This is a genomic window from Flavobacterium solisilvae, assembly GCF_012911605.1.
Lineage (GTDB): Bacteria > Bacteroidota > Bacteroidia > Flavobacteriales > Flavobacteriaceae > Flavobacterium > Flavobacterium solisilvae.
In genome coordinates this window covers 1-22,544 of the sequence record NZ_JAAMPT010000192.1, presented here as the reverse complement: position 1 = coordinate 22,544, position 22,544 = coordinate 1, and the positions used below count along the sequence as shown (strand labels likewise).

The following is a 22,544-nucleotide window of genomic DNA, read 5'->3' as shown; positions in this document are numbered from 1 at the left end:
ATGAATAAAAAAGTCCCGAATTTAACTGTTGAAATTCGGGACTTTTATTATGAAAATCTGTGACAATCTTTTAAATCAGTGTTATCTGTGTTCTAAACAGAAAAATTACTCACTAACCTTAATCTCAAATGCTTTATCCCAATTTTTTCCAGTAACGAAAATAGTTTTAGTTTTTGGATTGTAGGCAATTCCGTTTAAGACATCCTCAATTTTAGCGGATGTTTTTGCACGTAAAGCTGATAAATCCAAAACCGCTTCAACAGCACCATTTGATGGATTAATCACAGCAATTGCATCTCTTTGCCAAATATTACCATAGATTTTTCCGTTAATCCATTCAATTTCGTTTACGCTTTTTATTTTACTGTCATTCGTGTAAACGTTAACATAATCAATCAGTTTTAAGGTTTCTGGATCCATTTTCCAAATTTTCTCTGTTCCATCCGATTGATAAAGATATTTTCCATCATTGGTCAAACCCCAACCTTCGATTTTTTTATCATATTGAAACGATTTTATTTTTTTCATCGTTTTTGCATCATAAATAAAACCTTCAACATTTTGCCATGTTAACTGATAAATTTTGTCATTAAGAACCGTAATTCCTTCGCCAAAATAACGTTGGTCTAAATCTACTTTTTTATAAACTTTTCCCGTTTTAAAATCGGTTTTTGCCACATAAGAAGTTCCTTCTCGACCAGTGCTTTCAATCAAAGTGTCTTTGTAGAATTCATACCCTTGTGTAAACGCGCCAACGTCATGTGGAAAGGTATTAACAATTTCATATTTTAATAGTTTTGGAGCATTTGAAGCAACCAATTCAATACGCGTTTTGGTAGAAATAGTGTCGCCTTCAAAATAAATTAAAGCTTTCAAGTGCTGATAACCCAATTTTTTTCCGCTTAAATCCAATTGTGATTTTGTGTTTCCTTTTACCGAAAAAACTTTTTCATCATTAGCATAAAAGATAATGCTATCAATCGATTTTTCTTTGGCATTTAAAATTTCTAAATCAACCTTGTCGTTTTGGGTATATTTTGGCTTTAAAGTGGTTTCGTTGAAGCTAAAATAACCTTCTTTTGTTTTTCGGTCATCGCCACAATTGGCTAATGTTAATCCTAATAAAATGGTTATTAGTAGGTTATGTTTTTTCATTTTTTGTTAAATAATTTAATCCACACAAATATATTTATAAAGCTCTTAAATTCTTGCAAAAAAATAAAAAGATTGTATATTTGCACCGGCAAGTCCTACACGACCAGCTCCTGCAAAATCCTCCAGGATGGGAACATAGCAAAGGTATGTGGTTGAGCGGTGCGATGTAGGTCGCTTGCCATTTTTTTATAAAACGAAGTCTTCCAAATAAAGGAAGATTTTTTTGTTTTTACTACTTTCGTTTCGGTTACTAAGTTATCTTTACACTTTAAATTTTTATAATGAAATTTCAACCGATAACACCCATAATCTGGACACATAAAATTGATAAAACGATTGATTTCTATTGTACAACTTTGGGATTCATTTGTGGTGAAAGGAATAATGATTGGAAATGGGCATCTTTGCATAAAGATGATTGCGAAATAATGATTGCTAATCCTAATGAACATACACCATTTGATAAACCGTTTTTTTCGGGTTCATTTTATATAAAAGTTGATGATGTGGATAAACTTTGGTATTCATTGAAGGATAATGTAAAAGTTTGTTACGAGATAGAAACATTTGAATGGGGAATGAGAGAGTTTGCCATTTATGATAATAACGGATATATGCTTCAATTTGGGCAAGATATGACACAATTTTTATGAGTAAAGTAGTTTTAATTACAGGCGGTTCATCCGGAATAGGAAAAGCCATTGGTGAGTTTTTGTTTCACAAAGGTTTTACCGTTTATGGAACGAGTAGAAATCCCGAAAAAATAGCCAATTCGTTATTTCCTTTGATAGCATTGGATGTTCGAAATACTGAAAGTATCGTTCATGCGGTTGAAAAAGTAATTTCAATTTCTAAGCGAATTGATGTTGTGATCAACAATGCTGGTGTTGGAATAACTGGACCAATTGAAGAAATTCCATCAGAAGAAATCAAAAATAATTTTGAAACCAATTTCTTTGGGCCAATTGAAGTTATCAAAGCGGTTTTACCACAAATGCGTGAGCAAAACTCAGGTTTGATAATCAATATTACTTCCATTGCGGGTTATATGGGTTTGCCTTATCGCGGCGTTTATTCAGCGTCAAAAGGTGCGCTTGAAATCATCACCGAAGCGATTAGTATGGAAGTGAAAAACTTTGGTGTTAACGTAGTTAATGTTGCTCCAGGCGATTTTGCTACCAATATTGCTTCTGGACGTTATCATGCGCCAGTTATTCAAGGTTCGGCTTATGAAATTCCGTATGGAAATACGCTACAACAAATGGACGAACACGTTGATAGTGGAAGTAATCCTGATGAAATGGCGATGGCAATTTACCGAATTATCAACGATAAAGACCCAAAACTGCATTACAAAGTTGGTGCTTTTATGCAGAAGTTTTCTATTGTTCTAAAACGTGTTTTACCCGATAGAATTTATGAAAAAATGCTGATGAACCATTATGGATTGAAGTAATTAGTGAATAGTAAATAGTGATTAGTTTTTAATATTAATATTGGAATTTGGTATTTTGATATTGGAATTTAAAATTCATAACTTTGCACCGTTAAAAAACGTAAACACAACTTTTATATAAATACAAACTATGAAATTTTTTATTGACACAGCCAATTTGAATGACATTAAAGAAGCAGAAGCACTTGGTGTATTGGATGGCGTAACAACAAATCCTTCGTTGATGGCTAAAGAAGGAATTACAGGAAAAAATAACATTCTGAAACATTATGTTGACATCTGTAATATTGTAGATGGCGATGTAAGTGCTGAAGTTATTGCTACCGATTTTGATGGAATGATTAGAGAAGGTGAAGAATTGGCAGAATTGCACGAGCAAATCGTGGTTAAATTACCAATGACAAAAGAAGGTGTAAAAGCATGTAAATATTTCTCTGATAAAGGAATTAAAACCAACGTTACTTTGGTGTTTTCTGCTGGTCAAGCATTATTGGCTGCAAAAGCTGGAGCAACTTATGTTTCTCCATTTTTAGGAAGATTAGATGATGTTTCTACCGATGGTTTGAATTTGATACAAGAAATCAGAGATATTTATGATAACTATGGTTTTGAAACGCAGATTTTAGCAGCTTCTGTTCGTCATACAATGCACGTTGTAAATTGTGCAAAAATAGGTGCTGATGTTATGACTGGACCATTATCATCAATACTAGGATTGTTAAAACATCCTTTAACTGATATTGGATTAGCTCAGTTTTTAGCTGATTATGCTAAAGGAAATCAATAATAAGATAATTATAAATAAAAAAACGGCTTTCAATTTTGGAAGCCGTTTTTTTATATAAAATGATAATGTTATTTCAAATTATCTTCAAATTGAGAATCAAATATATTGGCAAACGCATTTTTAATTTTACCGTTTTTATCCAAAATAATGGTTCGATGAATTTTGTTGATTGCCCATTTGTATTTTATGTTTTCAAAATCTGAAGCGTGTAATTCGGTTGTTCCAACGAATTTATAACTTGAAAGTATTTTTTTCCATTGTTCTTCCGAGTCATTTAGATTAATAGCAATAAATTGATAGTTAGGATATTGTTTGTTGAAATTTACAATTTTTTTGTGAACAGCTTCAAAGTGAGATTTTGCCCTTGAAGTCCAGAAGAAAATTACGGTGTTTTTTGCTGCAAAGTTTTTAGAAGAAACTACTTTTCCATTGGCATCAAGTAATTCAACTTCGGGTAAATCATTTCCAACTTTCAAAGATTGGATGGCATTTCCAATTTTATTGATTTCGTTTTTCTGACTTTTATCGGTAGAATATTTGTGGTAGGTTTTCAAAAATTCTTGGTTGTACGCCATATTTTGATCTTCCAATAAATAAGTAAAAGCAATATTGTTTAGGATAACATTTTTTAGTTTTTCGTTCTTAATTAACGTATCGGCAATATTTAGTTTGTTGATATTGGTTTTTAAAGCCAAATCAGCTTCGGTAAAATGATTATGATAATTAATTGTTCCCATGTTGTTCAACATGTGAGACAAATACATTACAAAAGGCGAATAACTCGATAAAGTTTCGGTGTTAAAATCTATGTTTTTTCTAAAATTGTAAAAATCTTTCGGAATAGATTCATAAGCATCATTTCCAGTTCTGATTTTATGAATCATTGGATATAATTCTTTTTTAGAATAATAGTTAAAATCAACGGCAGCTTTTGCAATTACATCAAATTCATCACTCCATTTGATTTCATTTTTCTTATTACTATAGAAAACTTGCATTTTTTCATAAGAAGAATCAACTGTTTCACTGAATTTATTCAAATCATAATCAAAAGCATCAAAAGTGCTATTTCTGTCTTTTTCTTGTTTTAAATACAAATCCATCAGGAAATTGTTTTTTAAATCACCGCGACCACAAAATGCAACCGAATTGTCAAAATCTCTTGAATTTACTCGAACCATAATACTGTCGTTTTTATCAAAAAAGACATACTGGTATTCTGGTTCATGCTTGAAACTGTATAATCCTGGTGCCAACGAATCAAATTTTATAAAGAAACGATTGTTATCATCTAATTTAATAGAATCAATGACTTCATTGTCTTTACAAAAAAGTACATAAGGATTATTTGGATTGATGATTTCACCACCAAAATAGGCAACATATTCGCCTTCTTTATTACTGTTGCAAGAAATTAAACTTGCTAGTATCGTGGTGAAACACAAATATTTTTTAAGAAAATCAATTTTCATTCCAATAGATTCAAGTAAACAAAAATATCCAGACCAAATGGATTTTACTGTTAATCATTAGTTAAAGTTATATAGCATAAGTCACAAATTAACCTAAAAAAACTAATCGCTAATCACTAAAAACTAATCACTAATGCTTACTTTTGCACCAAATTTAATAAAATTACTATTCATGCTTACAGTTTCTAATTTATCGGTACAATTTGGTAAAAGAATTTTGTTCGACGAAGTTAACACCACCTTTACGCAAGGTAATTGTTATGGAGTTATTGGTGCAAATGGTGCCGGAAAATCTACTTTCTTAAAAATTCTAGCTGGTGATATTGATCCAACTTCGGGACGAGTTATTCTTGAACCAGGCAAACGTATGTCGGTTTTAAACCAAAATCACAATATGTTTGACGAACATACGGTTTTAGAAACGGTTATGATGGGAAACAAAGTTTTGTATGCTGTAAAAACAGAAATGGATGCTTTGTATGCCGATTATGATGATAAAAATGCCGATAGAATAGGTGAGTTGCAAGTGCAGTTTGAAGAAATGAACGGTTGGAATGCTGAATCTGAAGCTGGAGCAATGTTATCAAATCTTGGAATTTCTCCTGATTTTCATTATACTTTAATGAGTGAAATGGAAGGAAAAATGAAAGTTCGTGTACTTTTGGCACAAGCGCTTTTTGGAAATCCTGACGTATTGGTAATGGATGAGCCAACAAATGATTTGGATTTTGAAACCATCAGTTGGTTAGAAAATTTCTTGGCAAATTATGAAAACACAGTAATTGTAGTTTCTCACGACAGACACTTTTTAGACTCGGTTTGTACGCATATTTCTGATATCGATTTTGGAAAAATAAATCATTACTCTGGAAACTATACTTTTTGGTACGAGTCAAGTCAATTAGCAGCGCGTCAAAAAGCACAACAGAACAAAAAAGCAGAAGAAAAAAAGGCAGAATTGGAAGAGTTTATTCGTCGTTTTAGTGCGAATGTGGCAAAGTCAAAACAAGCGACTTCTCGTAAAAAAATGATTGAAAAATTAAATCTTGATGAAATTAAACCGTCAAGTAGAAGATATCCAGCGATTATATTTGATGTAGAACGTGAAGCTGGAGATCAAATTCTACATGTGCAAAACTTGGCGGCATCTGTTGATGGCGAAGTATTGTTCAAAAATGTAGATTTGAATATGGCAAAAGGCGATAAAGTGGTTGTTTTTTCCAAAGATTCTCGTGCAACAACAGCTTTTTATGAAATTTTAAACGGAAATATGACTGCTGACGAAGGAACATTTGATTGGGGAATTACCACAACACAGTCTTATTTACCAAATGATAACAGTTCGTTTTTTACAGACGGAAGTTTGAATTTAGTAGATTGGTTACGTCAATTTGTGAAAACCGAAGAAGAACGCGATGAAGTTTACGTTCGTGGATTTTTAGGAAAAATGATTTTCTCTGGAGAAGAAGCGTTGAAAAAATGTACCGTTCTTTCCGGAGGAGAAAAAGTACGTTGTATGTTATCTCGTATGATGATGATTCGTGCCAATGTTTTAATGCTTGATGAACCAACCAATCACTTAGATTTGGAATCCATCACAGCGTTTAATAATTCGTTAAAAAACTTCAAAGGTTCGGTTTTGTTTACAACACACGATCACGAGTTTGCGCAAACCGTTGCTAATAGAGTTTTGGAACTAACACCAAACGGAGTTATCGATAGATATATGACATTTGATGAATATCTTGAAGATGAAAAAGTTCAAGAATTGAGAAAGAAAATGTACAATTAATATACAAAACTCCCAAGTGAAAGCTTGGGAGTTTTTTTATTTTAAGACATATAGAAATCTCGTTTTTCATACTGTATATTTCTATGTAGAGTAAAACGATTTTTAAGAAAATTATAACTATGTATCTATGTGGTTAAAAAATGTTTTCGACAACAAACTTTAAACCTATAAGTATTGATTTTTTTATTAATTTAAGCCAAAATTATTTTCCATGTACACGTTACCAAAAATCGAGCGTTTCAATCAGAATGTATTGTCTAAATATCATATTTACAATAGTGTATTTATCACATTGCCTTTTGATGCTATTGATAATACCGGAGTTTTGCTACCGTTGTTTGCAGAAGTTTGCGACAATGGTTTTAAGAATAATTGGACACCAAAGCAAATAGTAGATTTTTTTGCCGAAAAATATTTGGACAACGCTTCCGAAGAAGAAAAAATCAATCTCATGTTTCGTTTTATACAATATGTAGAACGACAAATTGTACTTTTTGATGCGATTGAAGATGCCGCTTTTCCTGTCGTGAATAATATGGAAGGTCGAGGTTCGCTTCGAGATGTAAAAGAAAAAACGGAAGCCAAAAATAAACGTGAAGAACTAATCACTTTTCTTGAAGATTTTAAAGTTCGAACGGTTTTAACAGCACATCCAACGCAGTTCTATCCTGGTTCAGTTCTTGGAATTATCACTGATTTAACCGAAGCCGTTCGCCGAAATGATTTAATTGAAATCAAGCAGCTTTTGGCACAATTAGGAAAAACTCCTTTTATTAAAAAAGAAAAACCAACGCCTTTTGATGAAGCGGTGAGTTTGATTTGGTATCTTGAAAACGTGTTTTATAAAACTGTTGGCGAAATGATGCAATATTTGCAAAAGAACATTTACGACAACAAAATTATAGATAATTCAATCATTAGTTTGGGTTTTTGGCCTGGTGGTGATCGCGATGGAAATCCGTTTGTAACGACCGAAATTACACTAAAAGTTGCCGAAAGACTTCGAACATCTATTTTGAAATGTTACTATTTTGAAATTAGAAGTTTAAGAAGAAAATTGACATTTAATGGTGTTGATACTTTGGTTTTTGAACTGGAAAACAAATTGTATCGTTCGGTTTTTTACTCACAAGGCGAAATATTTATCACGATTAATGAATTGAAAAGCAAGCTGTTTAAAATACGAGAAATCATCATCAATCATCATCAATCGTTGTATATTGATGAAGTGAATTCGTTGTTGCAAAAAGTGAATAATTTTGGTTTTCATTTTGCATCGCTTGACATTCGTCAGAATAGTAAAATTCACAACAAAGTTTTTAAAGATGTTGTAAATCATTTTGTTACCAATGCTAAAAGTGATTTTCCGAGTAATTATTCTGAATTGAATGAAACCGAAAAGTTTCAGGTTTTAGAAAAAGTAAATTGCGATTTACAGCCGAATGCTTTTCAGGATGAATTGACTATTTCTACTTTAGAATCCATTCGAGCAATAAAAACTATTCAGGAAAAAAATGGCGAACTTGGCGCAAATCGTTACATTATCAGCAATAATGAAAGTGCTTTGAACGTAATGGAAACCTTTGCGATGTTCAAACTGTCGGGTTGGCAAAATCCTTCGGTTGATATTGTGCCGCTTTTTGAATCGGTGGATGATTTGCAAAAAGCACATTTGGTTTTGGAACAACTTTATACCAATGAAAGCTATCGCAATCATTTGAAACAACGAAGAGACAAACAAACAGTGATGTTAGGTTTTTCAGACGGGACAAAAGATGGCGGTTATTTGATGGCGAATTGGAGTATTTTTAAAGCCAAAGAAACCATCACCGAAGTTTCTCGAAAATATGGTATAAAAGTAATTTTCTTTGATGGTCGCGGCGGACCGCCAGCTCGCGGTGGTGGAAAAACGCATAAATTCTACGCTTCATTAGGTTCAACGATTGAAAATCAAGAAATTCAGTTAACGGTTCAAGGTCAAACGATTAGTTCTAATTTTGGAACATTGGATTCGTGCCGACACAATTTGGAAAATCTTTTAAGTGCTGGAGTTACTAATCAAATTTTTAACAAAGACGAAAATAATTTATCTATTTCTGATAAAGCAATAATTGATGAATTGGCAACTATTGGTTATCAAAAATATATTGATTTTAAAAACCATCCGAAGTTTTTGCCTTATTTGGAGCAAATGAGTACGCTGAAATATTACTCAAAAACCAATATTGGAAGTCGTCCATCAAAGCGAAACGCAGATGATAAATTAGATTTTGCTGATTTGCGTGCTATTCCTTTTGTGGGTTCGTGGAGCCAATTAAAACAAAATGTTCCCGGATTTTTTGGTGTTGGAACGGCTTTAAAACATTTTGAAGAAACCAATCAATGGGAAAAAGTTCAGTCGTTGTATGATAACTCACTTTTCTTTAAAACACTATTGGAAAACAGTATGATGTCTTTGGCAAAATCATTTTTTCCATTGACTTCATACATGAAAGATGACGCTGTTTTTGGTGATTTTTGGCAGATTATTTATGATGAGTTTTTGGAAACCAAACGATTATTACTCAAAATTGCTGGTCATCAAGAATTGATGGAAAACTATCCAGATGGAAAAGCTTCTATTGTTATGCGAGAACAAATTGTCCGACCTTTATTGACGATACAGCAATATGCTTTAACTCAAATCCGCAATGGAAACAACGCAGCGTTGAATGAAGTTTATGAAAAGTTAGTAACACGTTCGTTATTTGGAAATACAAATGCGAGTAGAAATTCGGCTTAAAATTTAATTTATGAAAATATCCCAATTACAACCTAACGAATACGGTCAGTTTTATGCTAATTATTTAGCACAAGTTTCAGATGAATATACTTTAGTTGAAGAACTCGAAATTTCGGTACATCGATTGGTGAAATTTGTTCGAGAAATTCCTATGGACAAATTTGATTACCGCTATGCTGAAGGAAAATGGACTATCAAAGATATATTGTTACATCTAATTGATGCCGAACGAATTTTTGCCTACAGAGCTTTGCGTTTTGCCCGAAACGATAAAACCGAATTGCCAGGTTTTGAAGAAAATAGTTATGTTGATGAAGCGAATGCCAATAAAAGAAGCATTCAGGATTTGTTAACTGAATTATTGGTTGTTCGACATGCTAGTTTGTCTTTGTTTAAATCTTTTTCGGGAGAACAATTGCTGCGAAAAGGAATTGCGTCCAATAATCCAATGTCAGTTCGTGCTTTGGGATTTATTATTATTGGTCATCAAAATCATCATCAAAAGGTTTTTGAAGAAAGATATCTTTTGTGAAATTCCAAAAAATAAATTCCAAACTCCAAAATTAGGTTAATAAAAATCCCAAATTCCAAGAAATTATCAATTGGAATTTGGGATTTAAAATATTAGAATTTTAACGTTTATTTTTCGTCGTCTTCGTCGTCAAAATTGTCGCTATCAGCAAAATCATCATCATCGGCATCGTCATCGTCGTCATCAGAACCGCCTTTGTCTTTTAACGGATCAACTTCCACATCATCATCGTCAGAAGCCATATCGTCGTCATCAAGATCTAATCCTTTGATTGGTTCGATTGGTTCCACTACTGAATCAAGATCGTCTTCTTCATCAAATTTTTCCATTCGGCTTGCCAATTTAGTACTTACTTTTACTAAATAAATAGTGTCTTCGGTTCTAACTTCAACAGCTTCAATCAATTCGTTTTGTGCATTTCTAAAACGAATGATATCTGAATCGTCATATCCTTCTGGAAATTTTTCTACTAATAGGTTAAGAATATCACCAGTTAGTTTAGCATAATCTACAATAATTCTTCTCATAAAAAAATCTTTTATAAATCTAGTATGTATGCAAAAATCAATGGTGCAACGATTGTTGCATCAGATTCTACAATGAATTTGGGTGTTGTAATATCTAGTTTTCCCCATGTGATTTTCTCATTTGGAACTGCTCCAGAATAAGAACCATAACTTGTGGTTGAATCGGAAATTTGGCAAAAATAACTCCAAAATGGAACATCGTGCATTTCCATATCTTGGTAAAGCATTGGAACAACACAAATTGGGAAATCACCTGCAATTCCACCACCAATTTGGAAGAAACCAATTCCTTTTCCTTCACAATTGTTTGTGTACCAATCAGCTAACCACATCATGTATTCAATTCCGCTTTTCATTGTAGTAGGTTTGAAAGTGCCTTTGATACAATAGGAAGCAAAAATATTTCCCATTGTGCTGTCTTCCCATCCTGGAACTACAATTGGTAGATTTTTTTCGGCTGCTGCAACCATCCATGAATCTTTTGGATCGATTTCGTAGTATTGTTGTAAAACGCCTGAATTAATCATTTGGTACATAAATTCATGTGGAAAATAGCGTTCTCCTTTTGAATCGGCATTGTTCCAAATGTCATATAAATGTGATTGTAATCTACGGAAAGCTTCTTCTTCTGGAATACAGGTATCGGTAACTCTATTATAGTGGTTTTCCAATAAATCCCATTCTTCTTGAGGCGATAAATCTCTGTAATTTGGAACTCTTTTATAAGAATTATGAGCAACAAGGTTCATGATATCTTCTTCTAAATTTGCTCCTGTACACGAAATAATATGCACTTTGTCTTGACGTATCATTTCGGCTAATGATTTTCCAAGTTCGGCTGTACTCATTGCTCCAGCCAATGTAATCATCATTTTTCCGTTGTCAAGCAAATGTTCTTCATATCCTTTTGCCGCATCAACTAAAGCCGCAGCGTTGAAATGAAGGTAATTTTTTTCTATAAACTGACTAATTGGTCCTTTACTCATCTTCTTTTTATTTATTCCGTTGTATTCTAATTTATTAGGATTGCTTCGGATGTTTTTAGTTTATGGCTCAAAGAAAATCTTTTTTTCTATAACCGCAAACAGTTTTTTTAATTTAATTCTGTTAAAAATAATAGTTTTTTAATGAATTATTTTTTGTTGTAACCTAATATTTTTAACACATCATCGGCAGTTTGTTGTTCAGAGAAAACTTCGGTTGCTAAAATTCCGTTTTTGTCTCTATCTATCAAAATATGTTTGGGTTGTGGAATTAAACAGTGATGTAAACCACCGTATCCACCAATCGTTTCTTGATAAGCACCAGTATTGAAAAATCCAATGTATAAAGGTTTTTCTTTGTTGTATTTTGGCAAATAAATAGCATTCATATTTTGTTCAGAATTGTAATAATCATCACTATCACAAGTCATTCCACCCAATAAAACGCGTTCATACGTATCGTTCCATCTATTAATAGCAAGCAAGATAAATCGTTTGTTAATTGCCCATGTATCAGGTAAAGTAGTGATAAATGAACTGTCAATCATGTTCCAAGCTTCTCTATCATTTTGTTGTTTTTGATATAAAACTTGATAAATTGCGCCGCCTGATTCGCCAACGGTAAAGGAACCAAATTCGGTAAAAATATTTGGAACATCAACTTCTGCTTCTTCACACGCAATTTTTATTTGATTGATAATTTCGTCAATCATATATTGGTAATCATATTCAAAAGCCAAAGAATTTTTTATTGGAAATCCGCCGCCAATATTTAAACCATCCAGCGAAGGACATTCTTTTTTTAATTGGATGTAAACTTTAATACATTTTACCAATTCGTTCCAATAATAAGCCGTATCGTTTATTCCGGTGTTGATAAAAAAGTGAAGCATTTTCAACTCCAAATTATCATTTTCCTGAATTTGTTTTTTGTAAAAAGCTAAAATGTTTTTGTAACCAATTCCTAAACGAGAAGTATAAAACTCAAATTTTGGTTCTTCTTCGGCTGCAATTCTAATTCCAATTTTAAATTTTCCTTTAATTTCCGCTTGAAGCAAATCAAGTTCTTCATAATTATCGATAATTGGAATGGTATTTTTATGACCATTGTTTATCAATCGAGCAATATTGGTAATGTATTGATCTCTTTTAAAACCGTTACAAATAATATAAGTGCTTTTGTTGATTTTACCGTTTTCGAGTAAATTTTCAACAATATTAATGTCAAATGCTGATGATGTTTCTACGTGAATATTGTTTTTGAAAGCTTCATTCATGACATATTCAAAATGAGAACTTTTTGTGCAATAACAGTAGTAGTATTTACCTTCATAAGCATTTTTTTCCATAGCATTTCTAAACCAATTTTTGGCTTTTTTTATGTTATTGGAAATTTGAGGTAAATAAGTGAATTTTAATGGTGTTCCATATTGTTCAACCAATTTCATTAAATCGATATTGTGAAAAAGTAACGCACTATCTTTATTTAATGTAAATTCTTCTTGTGGAAAATAATACGTTTGGTTGATAAGGTCAAAATATTTAGTATTCATTAGTGTAATTTGAATTTTTTAAAGGATTATGATATTTTAATAAAACAAAATAATCCATTATTCAAACTCTAATGTTTGCATAGATAATGGGTAGTTTTTCATTAAAAAGGAAAGCAATTTCTGAGCATAATGAACTAACAACATTTTTTACACTAAAAAAATGTGTAATGAAAACGGAGAAATTTATGTTAATTTCTTTTTCGTAGTTGTTGTAATCAGAAGTCTTAACCGATTTTTTCATTACGGCAAATGTAAAAAAATATTAAATCGAATTACAACTATTGATATGAAAAATATATTAAGATTTATGGTTTTTAAAAATGAATGTAATTATTTGATTATTAATTGTTTAGTTGTTTTCCTCTTTTTCGATTTTGGTAAGTAAAGCAAATTAGATTTTTTTGCATTATTTTTTGTTGAATGATAATAGCTTTATATTTGTTCAATATCACTTTATAGACATGTTACTATATCTTCTTTTTTAGATTTTCAATAAAATAAAATGGAGTAATTCCTGTTTCTTTTTTAAATACTATACTAAAAACTTCCCGAGAAGCAAATCCACATAATTCTCCCAAATAGCTAATTTTGTATTCTCTGTATTTTGGCTCTTCATACAATAGAGACACAATATAATCTATTCTTAAACCGTTGATATAAGAACTATACGATTTCTCTTTATGTAATTTGATAATTTCAGATAAGTATTTTGTATTTGTACCTAAATATGTGGCAAGACTTGCTAGGTTGACATCTTTTTTAATATATTTTTTTTGTTTTTCAAATTTTTCCAGTTTTTTTAAGATGCTGTTAACGGTTTCATTTACAATATTTGTGGTGTTATTTTGGAAATTCCCTGAATATAGGTTTGATTTTTTATTAATAGAAAAAATATTGTTCTTTATATTTTCTCCTTCTGAAATAATAGTGTTATCTAATAAATTGTTCTTGTCAAATTTGTTCTCCTGTTTTATTTTTTTCATCAGTTTTTTGTAATTGTTATGTAGTTTTTTATTATGTCTTTTCCAGGAAATGAATATAATCAGTCCACATATAAGGAAAAATATTGTACTTGTAATTAAAATATTGTTTAAAGATGTCTTATGTTTTTCATGTTCTTTTAAAGAAATAGTATCAATAATTTTGTTAATTGATTTTTTTTTTGTGTATTCAATACTGTCGCGGAGTGTGGTATAATCATCTAAAAACTTTTTGGATTTTTCAGGTTGGTTTAACTCAATATAAGATTTTGTTAGAATCCGAAAAGCCAATAGTCTGTTCAAAGGGTTGGAAGCGCCTTTTTCTAATTGTAAAGATTTTTCTAATGTTTCAGTTGCGTCTTTATATTTACCCACTTTATGATAATATTCTCCTAAAGATAACAGAGAGAAAATTTTATTTGTCAAAAGAGTTTCATATTTTTCATGAAGGTTAACACAAAGTTTGTAATATTCCCCGGCTTTTTTTATGTTTTTATGCTTTCCATCCTTCATATAGAAATCACCTAGTAAATTATAAGTATTTGCGATTGCGTCATATTTATGATTTACAGAAATGTCTATACCATCATCTTTTATCATTTTTGATTTTTCAATACTTTTTTCAAGATAATACCTAATACTGTCTTCTTTTTTTATTTCGTTTTCGTAGCAGATCGTGATATTTTCATAAATCAAAGACAGTTTGTAATGTCTAGAGTTATAAGATTCTATTTTATTTCCATATTCCAAAGCTTTTTTAAATTCTTGAAAAGCAATATCACTAAATCCTAAATACGATTTAGCTAACCCGTTCATGCGAAAGATATCTGAAAAAGGAGCATTTAGATTTTTGTTTGTTACAGGTTTTAAGTTTTTTATTTTATCTCCTGTTTTTATCACATTTTCATAATCACTCATTCTAGATGCGTTCAACATCAACAGTCTTCCACTTATAATCATTCCATCTGTATATCCTATCTTTTGTGAGATATTGAATATGTTTTCTATTTCTTCAATTCTTTTTAAAAGATTACTCTCTTTTGTTATTTCTTGTAATACTTTATCAATTTCTTGTGTTGATTTCTGAGCGTTTGTATAAAATGAAACAAAAATTGAAAAGAGTGTAAGTAAGTAATGTCGTTTCATATTATGAGATTAAATTTGTAGGAGTAAATGTAGGGATTTGAATAAAGCATACCTTAAATCAAATGTAATTAATTATGAATTACTCTCTTTATTTTTTTTAGTTAACTATTTGTATTTTAATATTTTGGGTGTTATTTCATCCTTTTTTTTAATAGATGTTTTTATTTCTTTTAAAACTTAGAATGTAATAAAAAAAGAATAAATCCCCACTGTTATTTTTTATGTAATTCCTTACGCTTTGTGATTGTAAGTAGAGTAGAGACTAATTAAATTTGTTGTATTAACTTTTAAATTACCCTATAATTATGAAGCATTTTTACTATTTTTTGTCTTTAGTTAAGACATTTAAGTTGGTTTTAACAATGGTTTTATTTGCAACTGTATATACAAATGCAAATGCACAATGTTCCATTTCAGGATGGAAAAAATTCTCACAAGGAGAAACTTTTAGTGTTGCTTTGAAAGAAGATGGAACACTTTGGATGTGGGGACAAAATATTAATGGGATTCTTGGTAATGGATCAGGAGTAACAACAATTGTACAACATCCTACACAGATAGGAACAGATACAGATTGGACGGATATTTCTGTTGGGCGTTGGTTTGTTCTAGCAAAAAAAACTAATAATGATCTTTATGGTTGGGGAGATAACCAATACGGTAATTTGGCTAACGGAAACAACATAGATCAGTATTCTCCAGTTTTGATGCAATCAAACGTATCATCTTTTTCTGCAGGTTATCATCATACAATGATTGTTAAAAATGATGGTACAATGTGGGGTTCAGGTTATAATGACTGGGGTTGTCTAGGTATGGGAACAAGTGTAGGTTGGTATAATACTTGGCAACAGGAATCTTCTCTTTCTACAGATTGGTCAAAAACATCTGCTGGATATTATAACTCATTTGGAATTAAAACAAATGGAACATTATGGTCTACAGGAACTAATATAGAAGGGCAAACAGGAACGGGTGCTATAAGTGGAGAATCTACTGTTTTTGTTCAAATAGGAACAGACACAAATTGGAGTGATGTTTCTTGTGGTGTTTATCATGTTTTAGGATTAAAAACAACAGGAAAGCTTTTTGGATGGGGATATAGTGGACATGGAAGATTAGGAATTGTTGATGCTGGAGCACAATATTTTAGAACTCCGCAAGCTATAGAATCGGCTTCTAATTATAAGCAAATTGCTACATCTTGGGATGCTTCTGCTGTTATAAAAAGTGATAATACACTTTATGCTTTTGGTGTTAATCATGGCGGTATTACAGGAGGAACTGCTGGTAATACAAATGATTTAGCTCCACAGCAAGTAGGAACAGATGATGATTGGAAAACTTTAACATTAAGAGTTGGTGGTTTTCATTTTGGAGCTGTAAAAGATGATACTTCAATCTGGGCTTGGGGAACAGATAACCTATATCAATTAGGAAATGGAGATGGTACAACAACAAATAGTAATATTCCGACTCAGGTTACTTGTGTAGATGATTTAGGAATAGATAATAATATTAAAAATGAAATCTCGTTGTATCCGAATCCTACAAAAGATGTATTAAATATTGTTAGTTCTGTAGATGTAGAAATTATTTCTGTTGTAGATATTAACGGAAGAACTGTAAAACACATAACTTCTTCTGATAATATTCCTCAAATCAATATTTCTGATTTGAATTCAGGAGTTTATTTTGTGAAAAGTTACTCTAATAACGGAGGAGTTTTTACTAAAAAAATTGTTAAGCAATAGTTAAGTTTACTTAATAAGTAGGAAAGTGTCTAACTTAATTTTAAGTTAGGCATTTTTTTGTGCTTTCTAAAATAGAAAGTAATAAAACAGGAGATTTATAAATGATAGTCTTCGAATGCTTTAAAAATTGATTCGTTGTTGATTTGTTGATTGATTTTTATGTTTCCGATTTTGTCAAGCAGAACAAAAAGAATTTTCCCGTATTCATTTTTTTTGTCAAAAGATAATAGTTTTATTATTTGTTCAATATCATTTTTATCGAATTCTATAAATGGATAGATTTCTTTTAGAACATACTTTATTTCTTGATATTCTTCTCTTGAAATAAGTTCTTTTTCATAGGAAAGAAAACTTTCCAAAATCATTCCAATGGCAATAGCTTCGCCGTGTAGTAAGGTTTTTTTGCTTTCGTTTTCAAGAAAATAACTTTCTATAGCATGACCAAGTGTATGACCAAAATTTAGTGCTTTTCTAATTCCGTTTTCGGTTGGATCTTGCATCACGATTTCGTTTTTAATTTCAACCGAACGATGAATTAATTGGTCAAAATCGGCAAAATCTTTTTGGTTTAAATCTTTGAATTCGTTCCAATATTTTTCATCAAAAATTAATCCGTGTTTCAGCATTTCTGCCAATCCTGAACGCATTTCGTTTTGGGGTAAAGTTGAAAGAAAATCGGTGTCGATGATAACCATTTTTGGCACATTAATAACGCCAATTTGGTTTTTTAAATTGCCTAAATCCACGCCGTTTTTCCCGCCAATAGACGCATCAACCATAGCTAAAAGCGTAGTTGGAATATTTATAAAATCAATTCCTCTTTTAAATGTAGAAGCAATAAATCCGCCAATATCTGTAATAACTCCGCCGCCAATATTGATTAGAAGCGATTTTCTGTCAGCACCAAGTTCAGTTAGTATAGACCAAATTTCAACACAAGTTGTGATGTTTTTTTCGGTTTCGCCTGGTTCAATTTCAATAATCTCATTGTTTTTGTCCGTTTCAAGCAAAGAAAGAAACTTAGGCAAACAATTTTCATTTGAATTGGTATCCGAAATTATAAAAATATTGGAATAGTTTCTTTGAGAGATAAAATGGTTCAAAGAAGTATATCCTTTTTCGTTAAAAAAAACGGAGTAACCGTTTGCTTCTATGTGTTGCATTATCTTTAAATTATGCTCCAAAAATAACGTAAATTTTAATTTATTATCACTTTATACTATTTATATTTGCGGCATTATTATACAAATATGGAAAAGATTTTCAATAATACCGAAGTTGCTTTTGCGCTAAAAACTGATACCGAATTAGATAGAGCTTACTTTTTGTTTAAAATGATTGCTAATGAACCGCTTGTTCGAATTGGAACTGCGGTAACTAATTTTGCTTTAAAAGCACATTTACCTGTTGAAGGATTGATTAGAGCTACGGTTTTTGATCATTTTTGTGGCGGAACGACCGAAGATGATTGTTTAACTGTTGTAGATAAAATGTTTACTAAAGGCGTTTCGTCTGTTTTGGATTATTCGGTGGAAGGAAAAGAAGAAGAAGAACAGTTTGACGCTGCTTTGGAAATGACGTTGAAAACCATTGAGTTTGCCAAAGAACGACTTGCTATTCCTTTTGCCGTGTTTAAACCTACAGGTTTTGGTCGTTTTTATCTTTATGAAAAATTAGGAGAAAAACAACCGTTAACTCCCGAAGAGCAAGTAGAATGGAATAGAGTCGTAGAACGATTTGATATTGTCTGTAAAACAGCTCACGAAAAAGATGTAGCATTATTAATTGATGGTGAAGAAAGTTGGATGCAAGATGCAGCCGATGATTTAGTAACCGATATGATGCGCAAATACAATAAAGATAAAGCTATTGTTTTCAATACATTGCAATTATATCGTTGGGATAGATTGGATTATTTGAAAAAACTACACAACATAGCTAAAACCGAGAATTTCCACATTGGAATGAAATTGGTTCGCGGTGCTTATATGGAAAAAGAAAATAAGCGTGCGGAAGAAAAAGGTTATCCAACACCAATTTGTGCCTCAAAAGAAGCAACCGATATAAATTATGACACAACCGTAATTTATATGATGGAAAACTTAGAAAAGATGTCCATTTTTGCAGGAACACACAATGAAGAAAGCTCGTATAATTTGATGGATTTAATGCAAAAAATGAATATTGCAAAAAATGATAATCGAATTTGGTTTGGACAATTATATGGAATGAGCGATAATATCAGTTACAATCTTGCTCAAAACGGTTATAATGTTGCTAAATATTTACCTTTTGGACCAGTTCGCGATGTTATGCCTTATTTAATTCGTCGTGCTGAAGAAAATACATCAGTAGCTGGACAAACCAGCAGAGAACTAAATTTGTTGAAAGCAGAACGCGATAGAAGAAAAAGCACTAAATAATGAATTTCATGAAAATTAAATTTACTTCAAAGTATTTAATAACATTATTACTTTTAATTTTTGTTAGAAATATAAACGCTCAGTGCGTTGATATTCAAACTATTTTGGTTGATGCTTGTTCTGCAACTTCCCCTTCAAATGATGAAGGTTTTAATGAGATGGTTAGGTTTAGAGTAGGACCAAACCCTTTAAATGTTGCTAATTTGAGTGTAAATTGGCCATCTAATGCATGGACAGGTGTCATTCAAAATGCAACAACTGCGGCAAAAGTAGCTTCAATAAATGCTTCTATTATTGCAGCAGGAAATTGTGGTCAAGTTTTAGAACCTACAGGTGGAGTTTTACCGGCCAACTCAACTGTTTTACTTGTTACTAGTCAAAATTTTACGATAAACTACAATTCTTTTAATTCATTAACTAGTACTTTATACATTATTTTTCAAAATAATAATTCAGTAACTGGAGGTCATTTTGGTAATTATAATCCAACACCAGGAACTAGAACATTGTCGATATCATTTGGAGGAACTTGTTCAGATACTGTAACTTATGAAAGAAGTAATTTGGTTAATATTTTTGGAGTTTCAGGAGGAACATTAGCGGAGCAAGATGGAGCTGCTGTTAATTTTAGTCCTTCGGGAGTTCCAACTTATGTAAACGAAGGATGTACTGCTCCAGTTCCGCCTTTTACAGTTAATGCTACTGCTTCTCCAACATCATGTGTTAGTCCAGGTTCTGTTGTTAATTTGACAGGAACAGCGCAAGGATATCAGTCATTACAATGGACTTCTGATTCTGGAGGAACATTTAGTGCGCCAACAGCGCTAAATTCTAATTATAATGTTCCTTCAACAGCAACTGGAACTATTACATTGACTTTGACAGCCACGAATGTTTGTAATGTTTCAATAAGTTCTTCTGTTACAATTAGTATTGGAACTTCGTTAACACCTACTGTTGTATCACCAATAACTTATTGTCAAAATGCTACAGCATCAGCATTGACAGCAACTCCATCAGCAGGAGGAACATTAAATTGGTATGGAACTAATGCTACTGGTGGAACAGTTTCAAGTACAGCGCCAACTCCATCAACTACCGCTAATGGAACAACAACTTATTATGTAAGTCAAACTATTGGAGCATGTGAAAGTCCTAGGGTAGCAATTGTTGTTATTGTTAGTAATACACCGCCTTCACAAGCACCACAATTATTTTGTGATGTAGCTAATTCTACTCCAACCAGTGTAGCATTTGATTTTAATAATATAGGGCAAACTAATTTTACCTATTCGTATTCTATAGATGGTGGAACACCTGTAATAGGAACACATGTTTCACCTTCAAATTTTTCTGTTCCAGGAGTTGCTCCAGGACAAACCGTTACTTTCTCTTTAACATGGAATGGCGTTTGCGGTGCTTCATTAACAGCATCTACAACAGTACCTACTTTTACTCAATTAGGACCATATTGTGCTGGACAAACTATACCTAACTTACCTTTAACTTCTTTGAATGGTAAAACAGGTACTTGGTCGCCAGCTGTTGTTGATAATATGAATACTGGTACCTATGTTTTTACACCAAATCCTGAGCAGTGTGCTTCAAGAACTTCAATGACAATTGTTGTTACTTCTTCACCAACCTTGGTAATCACAAATCCACCAACGATTTGTTCACCATCAACTGTAGATTTAACATTAGCTTCGGTTACAGCGGGAAGTTCTCCAGGAACATTGACTTATTGGACAAACTCGGCAGGAACGATAGTCTTGAATAATCCAACTGCAATTGCAACGGATGGAATTTACTATATTCGATTGACTAATGGAAGTTGTTCAACTATTCAACAAGTTCAGGTAACAATTAATTCAAGTCCAACTTTAGTTATTACGAATCCACCAGCGGTTTGTTCTCCTGCAACAGTAGATTTAACAGTTGCTTCTGTTACCGCAGGAAGTTCTGCAGGAACATTGACTTATTGGACAAACTCAGCAGGAACTACTGTTTTGAATAATCCAAATGCTGTTACAAGTAGTGGAACGTACTATATCAGATTGACTAATGGAAGTTGTTCTACTATTCAGCCTGTTGTTGTGACTATTAATCCAAGTTCTACTTTGGTAATCACAAATCCACCAGCGGTTTGTTCACCATCAACGGTAGATTTGACATTAGCTTCGGTTACAGCTGGAAGTTCTACGGGAACATTGTCTTATTGGACAAATGCTGCAGGAACCACTGTTTTGAATAATCCAAATGCAATTACAGCAGATGGAACTTATTATATTAAATTAACTAATGGAATTTGTTCAACTATTCAACCAGTTGTGGTAACGGTTAATCCAAATCCAACTTTGGTAATTACGAATCCTTCAACCGTTTGTTCTCCTGTAACAGTAGATTTAACAGTAGCTTCGGTTACCGCAGGAAGCTCAACAGGAACACTAACGTATTGGCAAGATTCAGCTGGAACAGTGGTTTTGAATAACCCCAATGCGGTTGATACTGATGGAACTTATTATATTCGATTGACTAATGGAAGTTGTTCAACTATTCAACCCGTTGAGGTAACAATTATACCGGAACCTGTTGTGGCTATTGATATTATCGAAAATTGTAGTGGAAACCAAGTTGTTGTAACTAGTCCTTTAGGAAATGAGTTTGTATATTCATTGGATGGTTCAACACCTCAAATTTCCCCTGTTTTTAATAATTTATCAGCAGGAAATCATACTATTGTTGCTATTCAAACTGTTGGAAATTGTACGTCAGCACCGTTTAACTTTGTGGTTAATCCATTTGTAAATGATGTTGTAGTTAACCCAAATCCGTTACCGTTAGAATTATGTGATCCAAATAATGATGGTTTTTCTGTTTTTGATTTGACAAGTGCTATTTCTTCTATAATAGGAAGTAATACTTATACAGTAACTTATCACGAAACCGAAACAGATGCTATTATCGATGGAACAATTATCCCAAGTCCAACGAGTTATCCTAATATAAATCCATGGAATCAAACAATCTATATTAGAGTAGAATCTGCTACTTCTGGTTGTTTTGAAGTTGTCGAACTAGAATTAATCGTCAACCCAACGCCAGAAGCGACCGAGCCAACAGATTACCATTTATGTGATTACACAGGTGCAGTAGGTTATGAGAGTTTCAATTTAACGACCAAAATAGCGGAGATTTTAGG

General features: G+C 32.1%; 17 protein-coding genes and 1 other RNA gene. 10 read left to right on the top strand and 8 right to left on the bottom strand.

Annotated elements, in window-relative coordinates; genetic code table 11:
• Nucleotides 1-105: 105 nt before the first annotated feature.
• Nucleotides 106-1,155, bottom strand: coding sequence for a glutaminyl-peptide cyclotransferase (locus tag G6042_RS02040; RefSeq protein WP_169522594.1), 1,050 nt, complete (start codon nucleotides 1,153-1,155; stop codon nucleotides 106-108).
• A gap of 86 nt (nucleotides 1,156-1,241) precedes the next feature.
• Here G6042_RS02040 and ffs point away from each other — a divergent pair.
• The 4 genes from ffs (at nucleotide 1,242) to fsa (ending at nucleotide 3,398) form a co-directional block, all read left to right on the top strand.
• Nucleotides 1,242-1,339, top strand: an RNA gene (gene ffs, locus G6042_RS02035) — signal recognition particle sRNA small type.
• A 97-nt stretch (nucleotides 1,340-1,436) separates the two neighbouring features.
• Nucleotides 1,437-1,808 (top strand): VOC family protein, encoded by a 372-nt coding sequence (locus G6042_RS02030; RefSeq protein ID WP_169522593.1) that lies wholly within the window; start codon nucleotides 1,437-1,439, stop codon nucleotides 1,806-1,808.
• Entirely contained in the window at nucleotides 1,805-2,611 is an 807-nt protein-coding gene (locus G6042_RS02025) for an SDR family oxidoreductase (protein ID WP_169522592.1), read from the top strand. The genes G6042_RS02030 and G6042_RS02025 overlap by 4 nt, the downstream gene beginning before the upstream one ends.
• Before the next feature lie 130 nt (nucleotides 2,612-2,741).
• On the top strand, nucleotides 2,742-3,398 hold the full coding sequence (gene fsa, locus G6042_RS02020) for a fructose-6-phosphate aldolase (protein WP_169522591.1): 657 nt from the start codon (nucleotides 2,742-2,744) through the stop codon (nucleotides 3,396-3,398).
• 68 nt (nucleotides 3,399-3,466) lie between these two features.
• On the opposite strand, the gene G6042_RS02015 is transcribed toward fsa, so the two are convergent.
• On the bottom strand, nucleotides 3,467-4,870 hold the full coding sequence (locus tag G6042_RS02015) for a TlpA family protein disulfide reductase (protein WP_169522590.1): 1,404 nt from the start codon (nucleotides 4,868-4,870) through the stop codon (nucleotides 3,467-3,469).
• A gap of 172 nt (nucleotides 4,871-5,042) precedes the next feature.
• On the opposite strand from G6042_RS02015, the gene G6042_RS02010 reads away from it, so the two are divergent.
• The 3 genes from G6042_RS02010 to G6042_RS02000 all read left to right on the top strand — a co-directional run bounded on the left by G6042_RS02010 (nucleotide 5,043) and on the right by G6042_RS02000 (nucleotide 9,976).
• On the top strand, nucleotides 5,043-6,662 hold the full coding sequence (locus G6042_RS02010; protein WP_169522617.1) for an ABC-F family ATP-binding cassette domain-containing protein: 1,620 nt from the start codon (nucleotides 5,043-5,045) through the stop codon (nucleotides 6,660-6,662).
• 211 nt (nucleotides 6,663-6,873) lie between these two features.
• Nucleotides 6,874-9,444, top strand: coding sequence for a phosphoenolpyruvate carboxylase (locus G6042_RS02005; RefSeq protein ID WP_169522589.1), 2,571 nt, complete (start codon nucleotides 6,874-6,876; stop codon nucleotides 9,442-9,444).
• Between the two features lie 10 nt (nucleotides 9,445-9,454).
• Nucleotides 9,455-9,976: a DinB family protein gene (locus G6042_RS02000; RefSeq protein WP_169522588.1), complete on the top strand. Its 522-nt coding sequence runs from the start codon at nucleotides 9,455-9,457 to the stop codon at nucleotides 9,974-9,976.
• Nucleotides 9,977-10,083: 107 nt separating this feature from the next.
• On the opposite strand, the gene G6042_RS01995 is transcribed toward G6042_RS02000, so the two are convergent.
• The 5 genes from G6042_RS01995 to G6042_RS01980 form a co-directional block, all read right to left on the bottom strand.
• Nucleotides 10,084-10,503, bottom strand: coding sequence for a DNA primase (locus G6042_RS01995; protein ID WP_169522587.1), 420 nt, complete (start codon nucleotides 10,501-10,503; stop codon nucleotides 10,084-10,086).
• A gap of 11 nt (nucleotides 10,504-10,514) precedes the next feature.
• A complete protein-coding gene (locus G6042_RS01990; protein WP_169522586.1) occupies nucleotides 10,515-11,489 on the bottom strand; it encodes a deoxyhypusine synthase family protein in 975 nt (324 codons plus the stop codon).
• Nucleotides 11,490-11,635: 146 nt separating this feature from the next.
• On the bottom strand, nucleotides 11,636-13,039 hold the full coding sequence (locus G6042_RS01985; RefSeq protein WP_169522585.1) for a type III PLP-dependent enzyme domain-containing protein: 1,404 nt from the start codon (nucleotides 13,037-13,039) through the stop codon (nucleotides 11,636-11,638).
• A 61-nt stretch (nucleotides 13,040-13,100) separates the two neighbouring features.
• Nucleotides 13,101-13,280 (bottom strand): hypothetical protein, encoded by a 180-nt coding sequence (locus G6042_RS14185; RefSeq protein ID WP_211161616.1) that lies wholly within the window; start codon nucleotides 13,278-13,280, stop codon nucleotides 13,101-13,103.
• Between the two features lie 226 nt (nucleotides 13,281-13,506).
• Nucleotides 13,507-15,165 (bottom strand): hypothetical protein, encoded by a 1,659-nt coding sequence (locus tag G6042_RS01980; RefSeq protein WP_169522584.1) that lies wholly within the window; start codon nucleotides 15,163-15,165, stop codon nucleotides 13,507-13,509.
• Nucleotides 15,166-15,527: 362 nt separating this feature from the next.
• Here G6042_RS01980 and G6042_RS01975 point away from each other — a divergent pair, with 362 nt between their 5' ends.
• A complete protein-coding gene (locus tag G6042_RS01975) occupies nucleotides 15,528-16,919 on the top strand; it encodes a T9SS type A sorting domain-containing protein (RefSeq protein WP_169522583.1) in 1,392 nt (463 codons plus the stop codon).
• 95 nt (nucleotides 16,920-17,014) lie between these two features.
• Here G6042_RS01975 and aroB read toward each other — a convergent pair whose 3' ends face one another.
• On the bottom strand, nucleotides 17,015-18,082 hold the full coding sequence (gene aroB / locus G6042_RS01970; RefSeq protein WP_169522582.1) for a 3-dehydroquinate synthase: 1,068 nt from the start codon (nucleotides 18,080-18,082) through the stop codon (nucleotides 17,015-17,017).
• An 87-nt stretch (nucleotides 18,083-18,169) separates the two neighbouring features.
• Between aroB and G6042_RS01965 the strand changes: the two genes are divergently transcribed.
• Together G6042_RS01965 and G6042_RS01960 are read left to right on the top strand one after the other, a co-directional pair.
• Nucleotides 18,170-19,342, top strand: coding sequence for a proline dehydrogenase family protein (locus G6042_RS01965; protein ID WP_169522581.1), 1,173 nt, complete (start codon nucleotides 18,170-18,172; stop codon nucleotides 19,340-19,342).
• Between the two features lie 8 nt (nucleotides 19,343-19,350).
• Nucleotides 19,351-22,544 (top strand): immunoglobulin domain-containing protein (locus tag G6042_RS01960; RefSeq protein ID WP_169522580.1); only part of this gene is annotated, 3,194 nt, incomplete at its 3' end.

Bases quoted from the DNA above. Each gene is read 5' to 3' on its own strand.
- G6042_RS02040 (WP_169522594.1), bottom strand. From the start codon at position 1,155: ATGAAAAAACATAACCTACTAATAACCATTTTATTAGGATTAACATTA.
- G6042_RS02030 (WP_169522593.1), top strand. From the start codon at position 1,437: ATGAAATTTCAACCGATAACACCCATAATCTGGACACATAAAATTGAT.
- G6042_RS02025 (WP_169522592.1), top strand. From the start codon at position 1,805: ATGAGTAAAGTAGTTTTAATTACAGGCGGTTCATCCGGAATAGGAAAA.
- fsa (WP_169522591.1), top strand. From the start codon at position 2,742: ATGAAATTTTTTATTGACACAGCCAATTTGAATGACATTAAAGAAGCA.
- G6042_RS02015 (WP_169522590.1), bottom strand. From the start codon at position 4,870: ATGAAAATTGATTTTCTTAAAAAATATTTGTGTTTCACCACGATACTA.
- G6042_RS02010 (WP_169522617.1), top strand. From the start codon at position 5,043: ATGCTTACAGTTTCTAATTTATCGGTACAATTTGGTAAAAGAATTTTG.
- G6042_RS02005 (WP_169522589.1), top strand. From the start codon at position 6,874: ATGTACACGTTACCAAAAATCGAGCGTTTCAATCAGAATGTATTGTCT.
- G6042_RS02000 (WP_169522588.1), top strand. From the start codon at position 9,455: ATGAAAATATCCCAATTACAACCTAACGAATACGGTCAGTTTTATGCT.
- G6042_RS01995 (WP_169522587.1), bottom strand. From the start codon at position 10,503: ATGAGAAGAATTATTGTAGATTATGCTAAACTAACTGGTGATATTCTT.
- G6042_RS01990 (WP_169522586.1), bottom strand. From the start codon at position 11,489: ATGAGTAAAGGACCAATTAGTCAGTTTATAGAAAAAAATTACCTTCAT.
- G6042_RS01985 (WP_169522585.1), bottom strand. From the start codon at position 13,039: ATGAATACTAAATATTTTGACCTTATCAACCAAACGTATTATTTTCCA.
- G6042_RS14185 (WP_211161616.1), bottom strand. From the start codon at position 13,280: ATGAAAAAATCGGTTAAGACTTCTGATTACAACAACTACGAAAAAGAA.
- G6042_RS01980 (WP_169522584.1), bottom strand. From the start codon at position 15,165: ATGAAACGACATTACTTACTTACACTCTTTTCAATTTTTGTTTCATTT.
- G6042_RS01975 (WP_169522583.1), top strand. From the start codon at position 15,528: ATGGTTTTATTTGCAACTGTATATACAAATGCAAATGCACAATGTTCC.
- aroB (WP_169522582.1), bottom strand. From the start codon at position 18,082: ATGCAACACATAGAAGCAAACGGTTACTCCGTTTTTTTTAACGAAAAA.
- G6042_RS01965 (WP_169522581.1), top strand. From the start codon at position 18,170: ATGGAAAAGATTTTCAATAATACCGAAGTTGCTTTTGCGCTAAAAACT.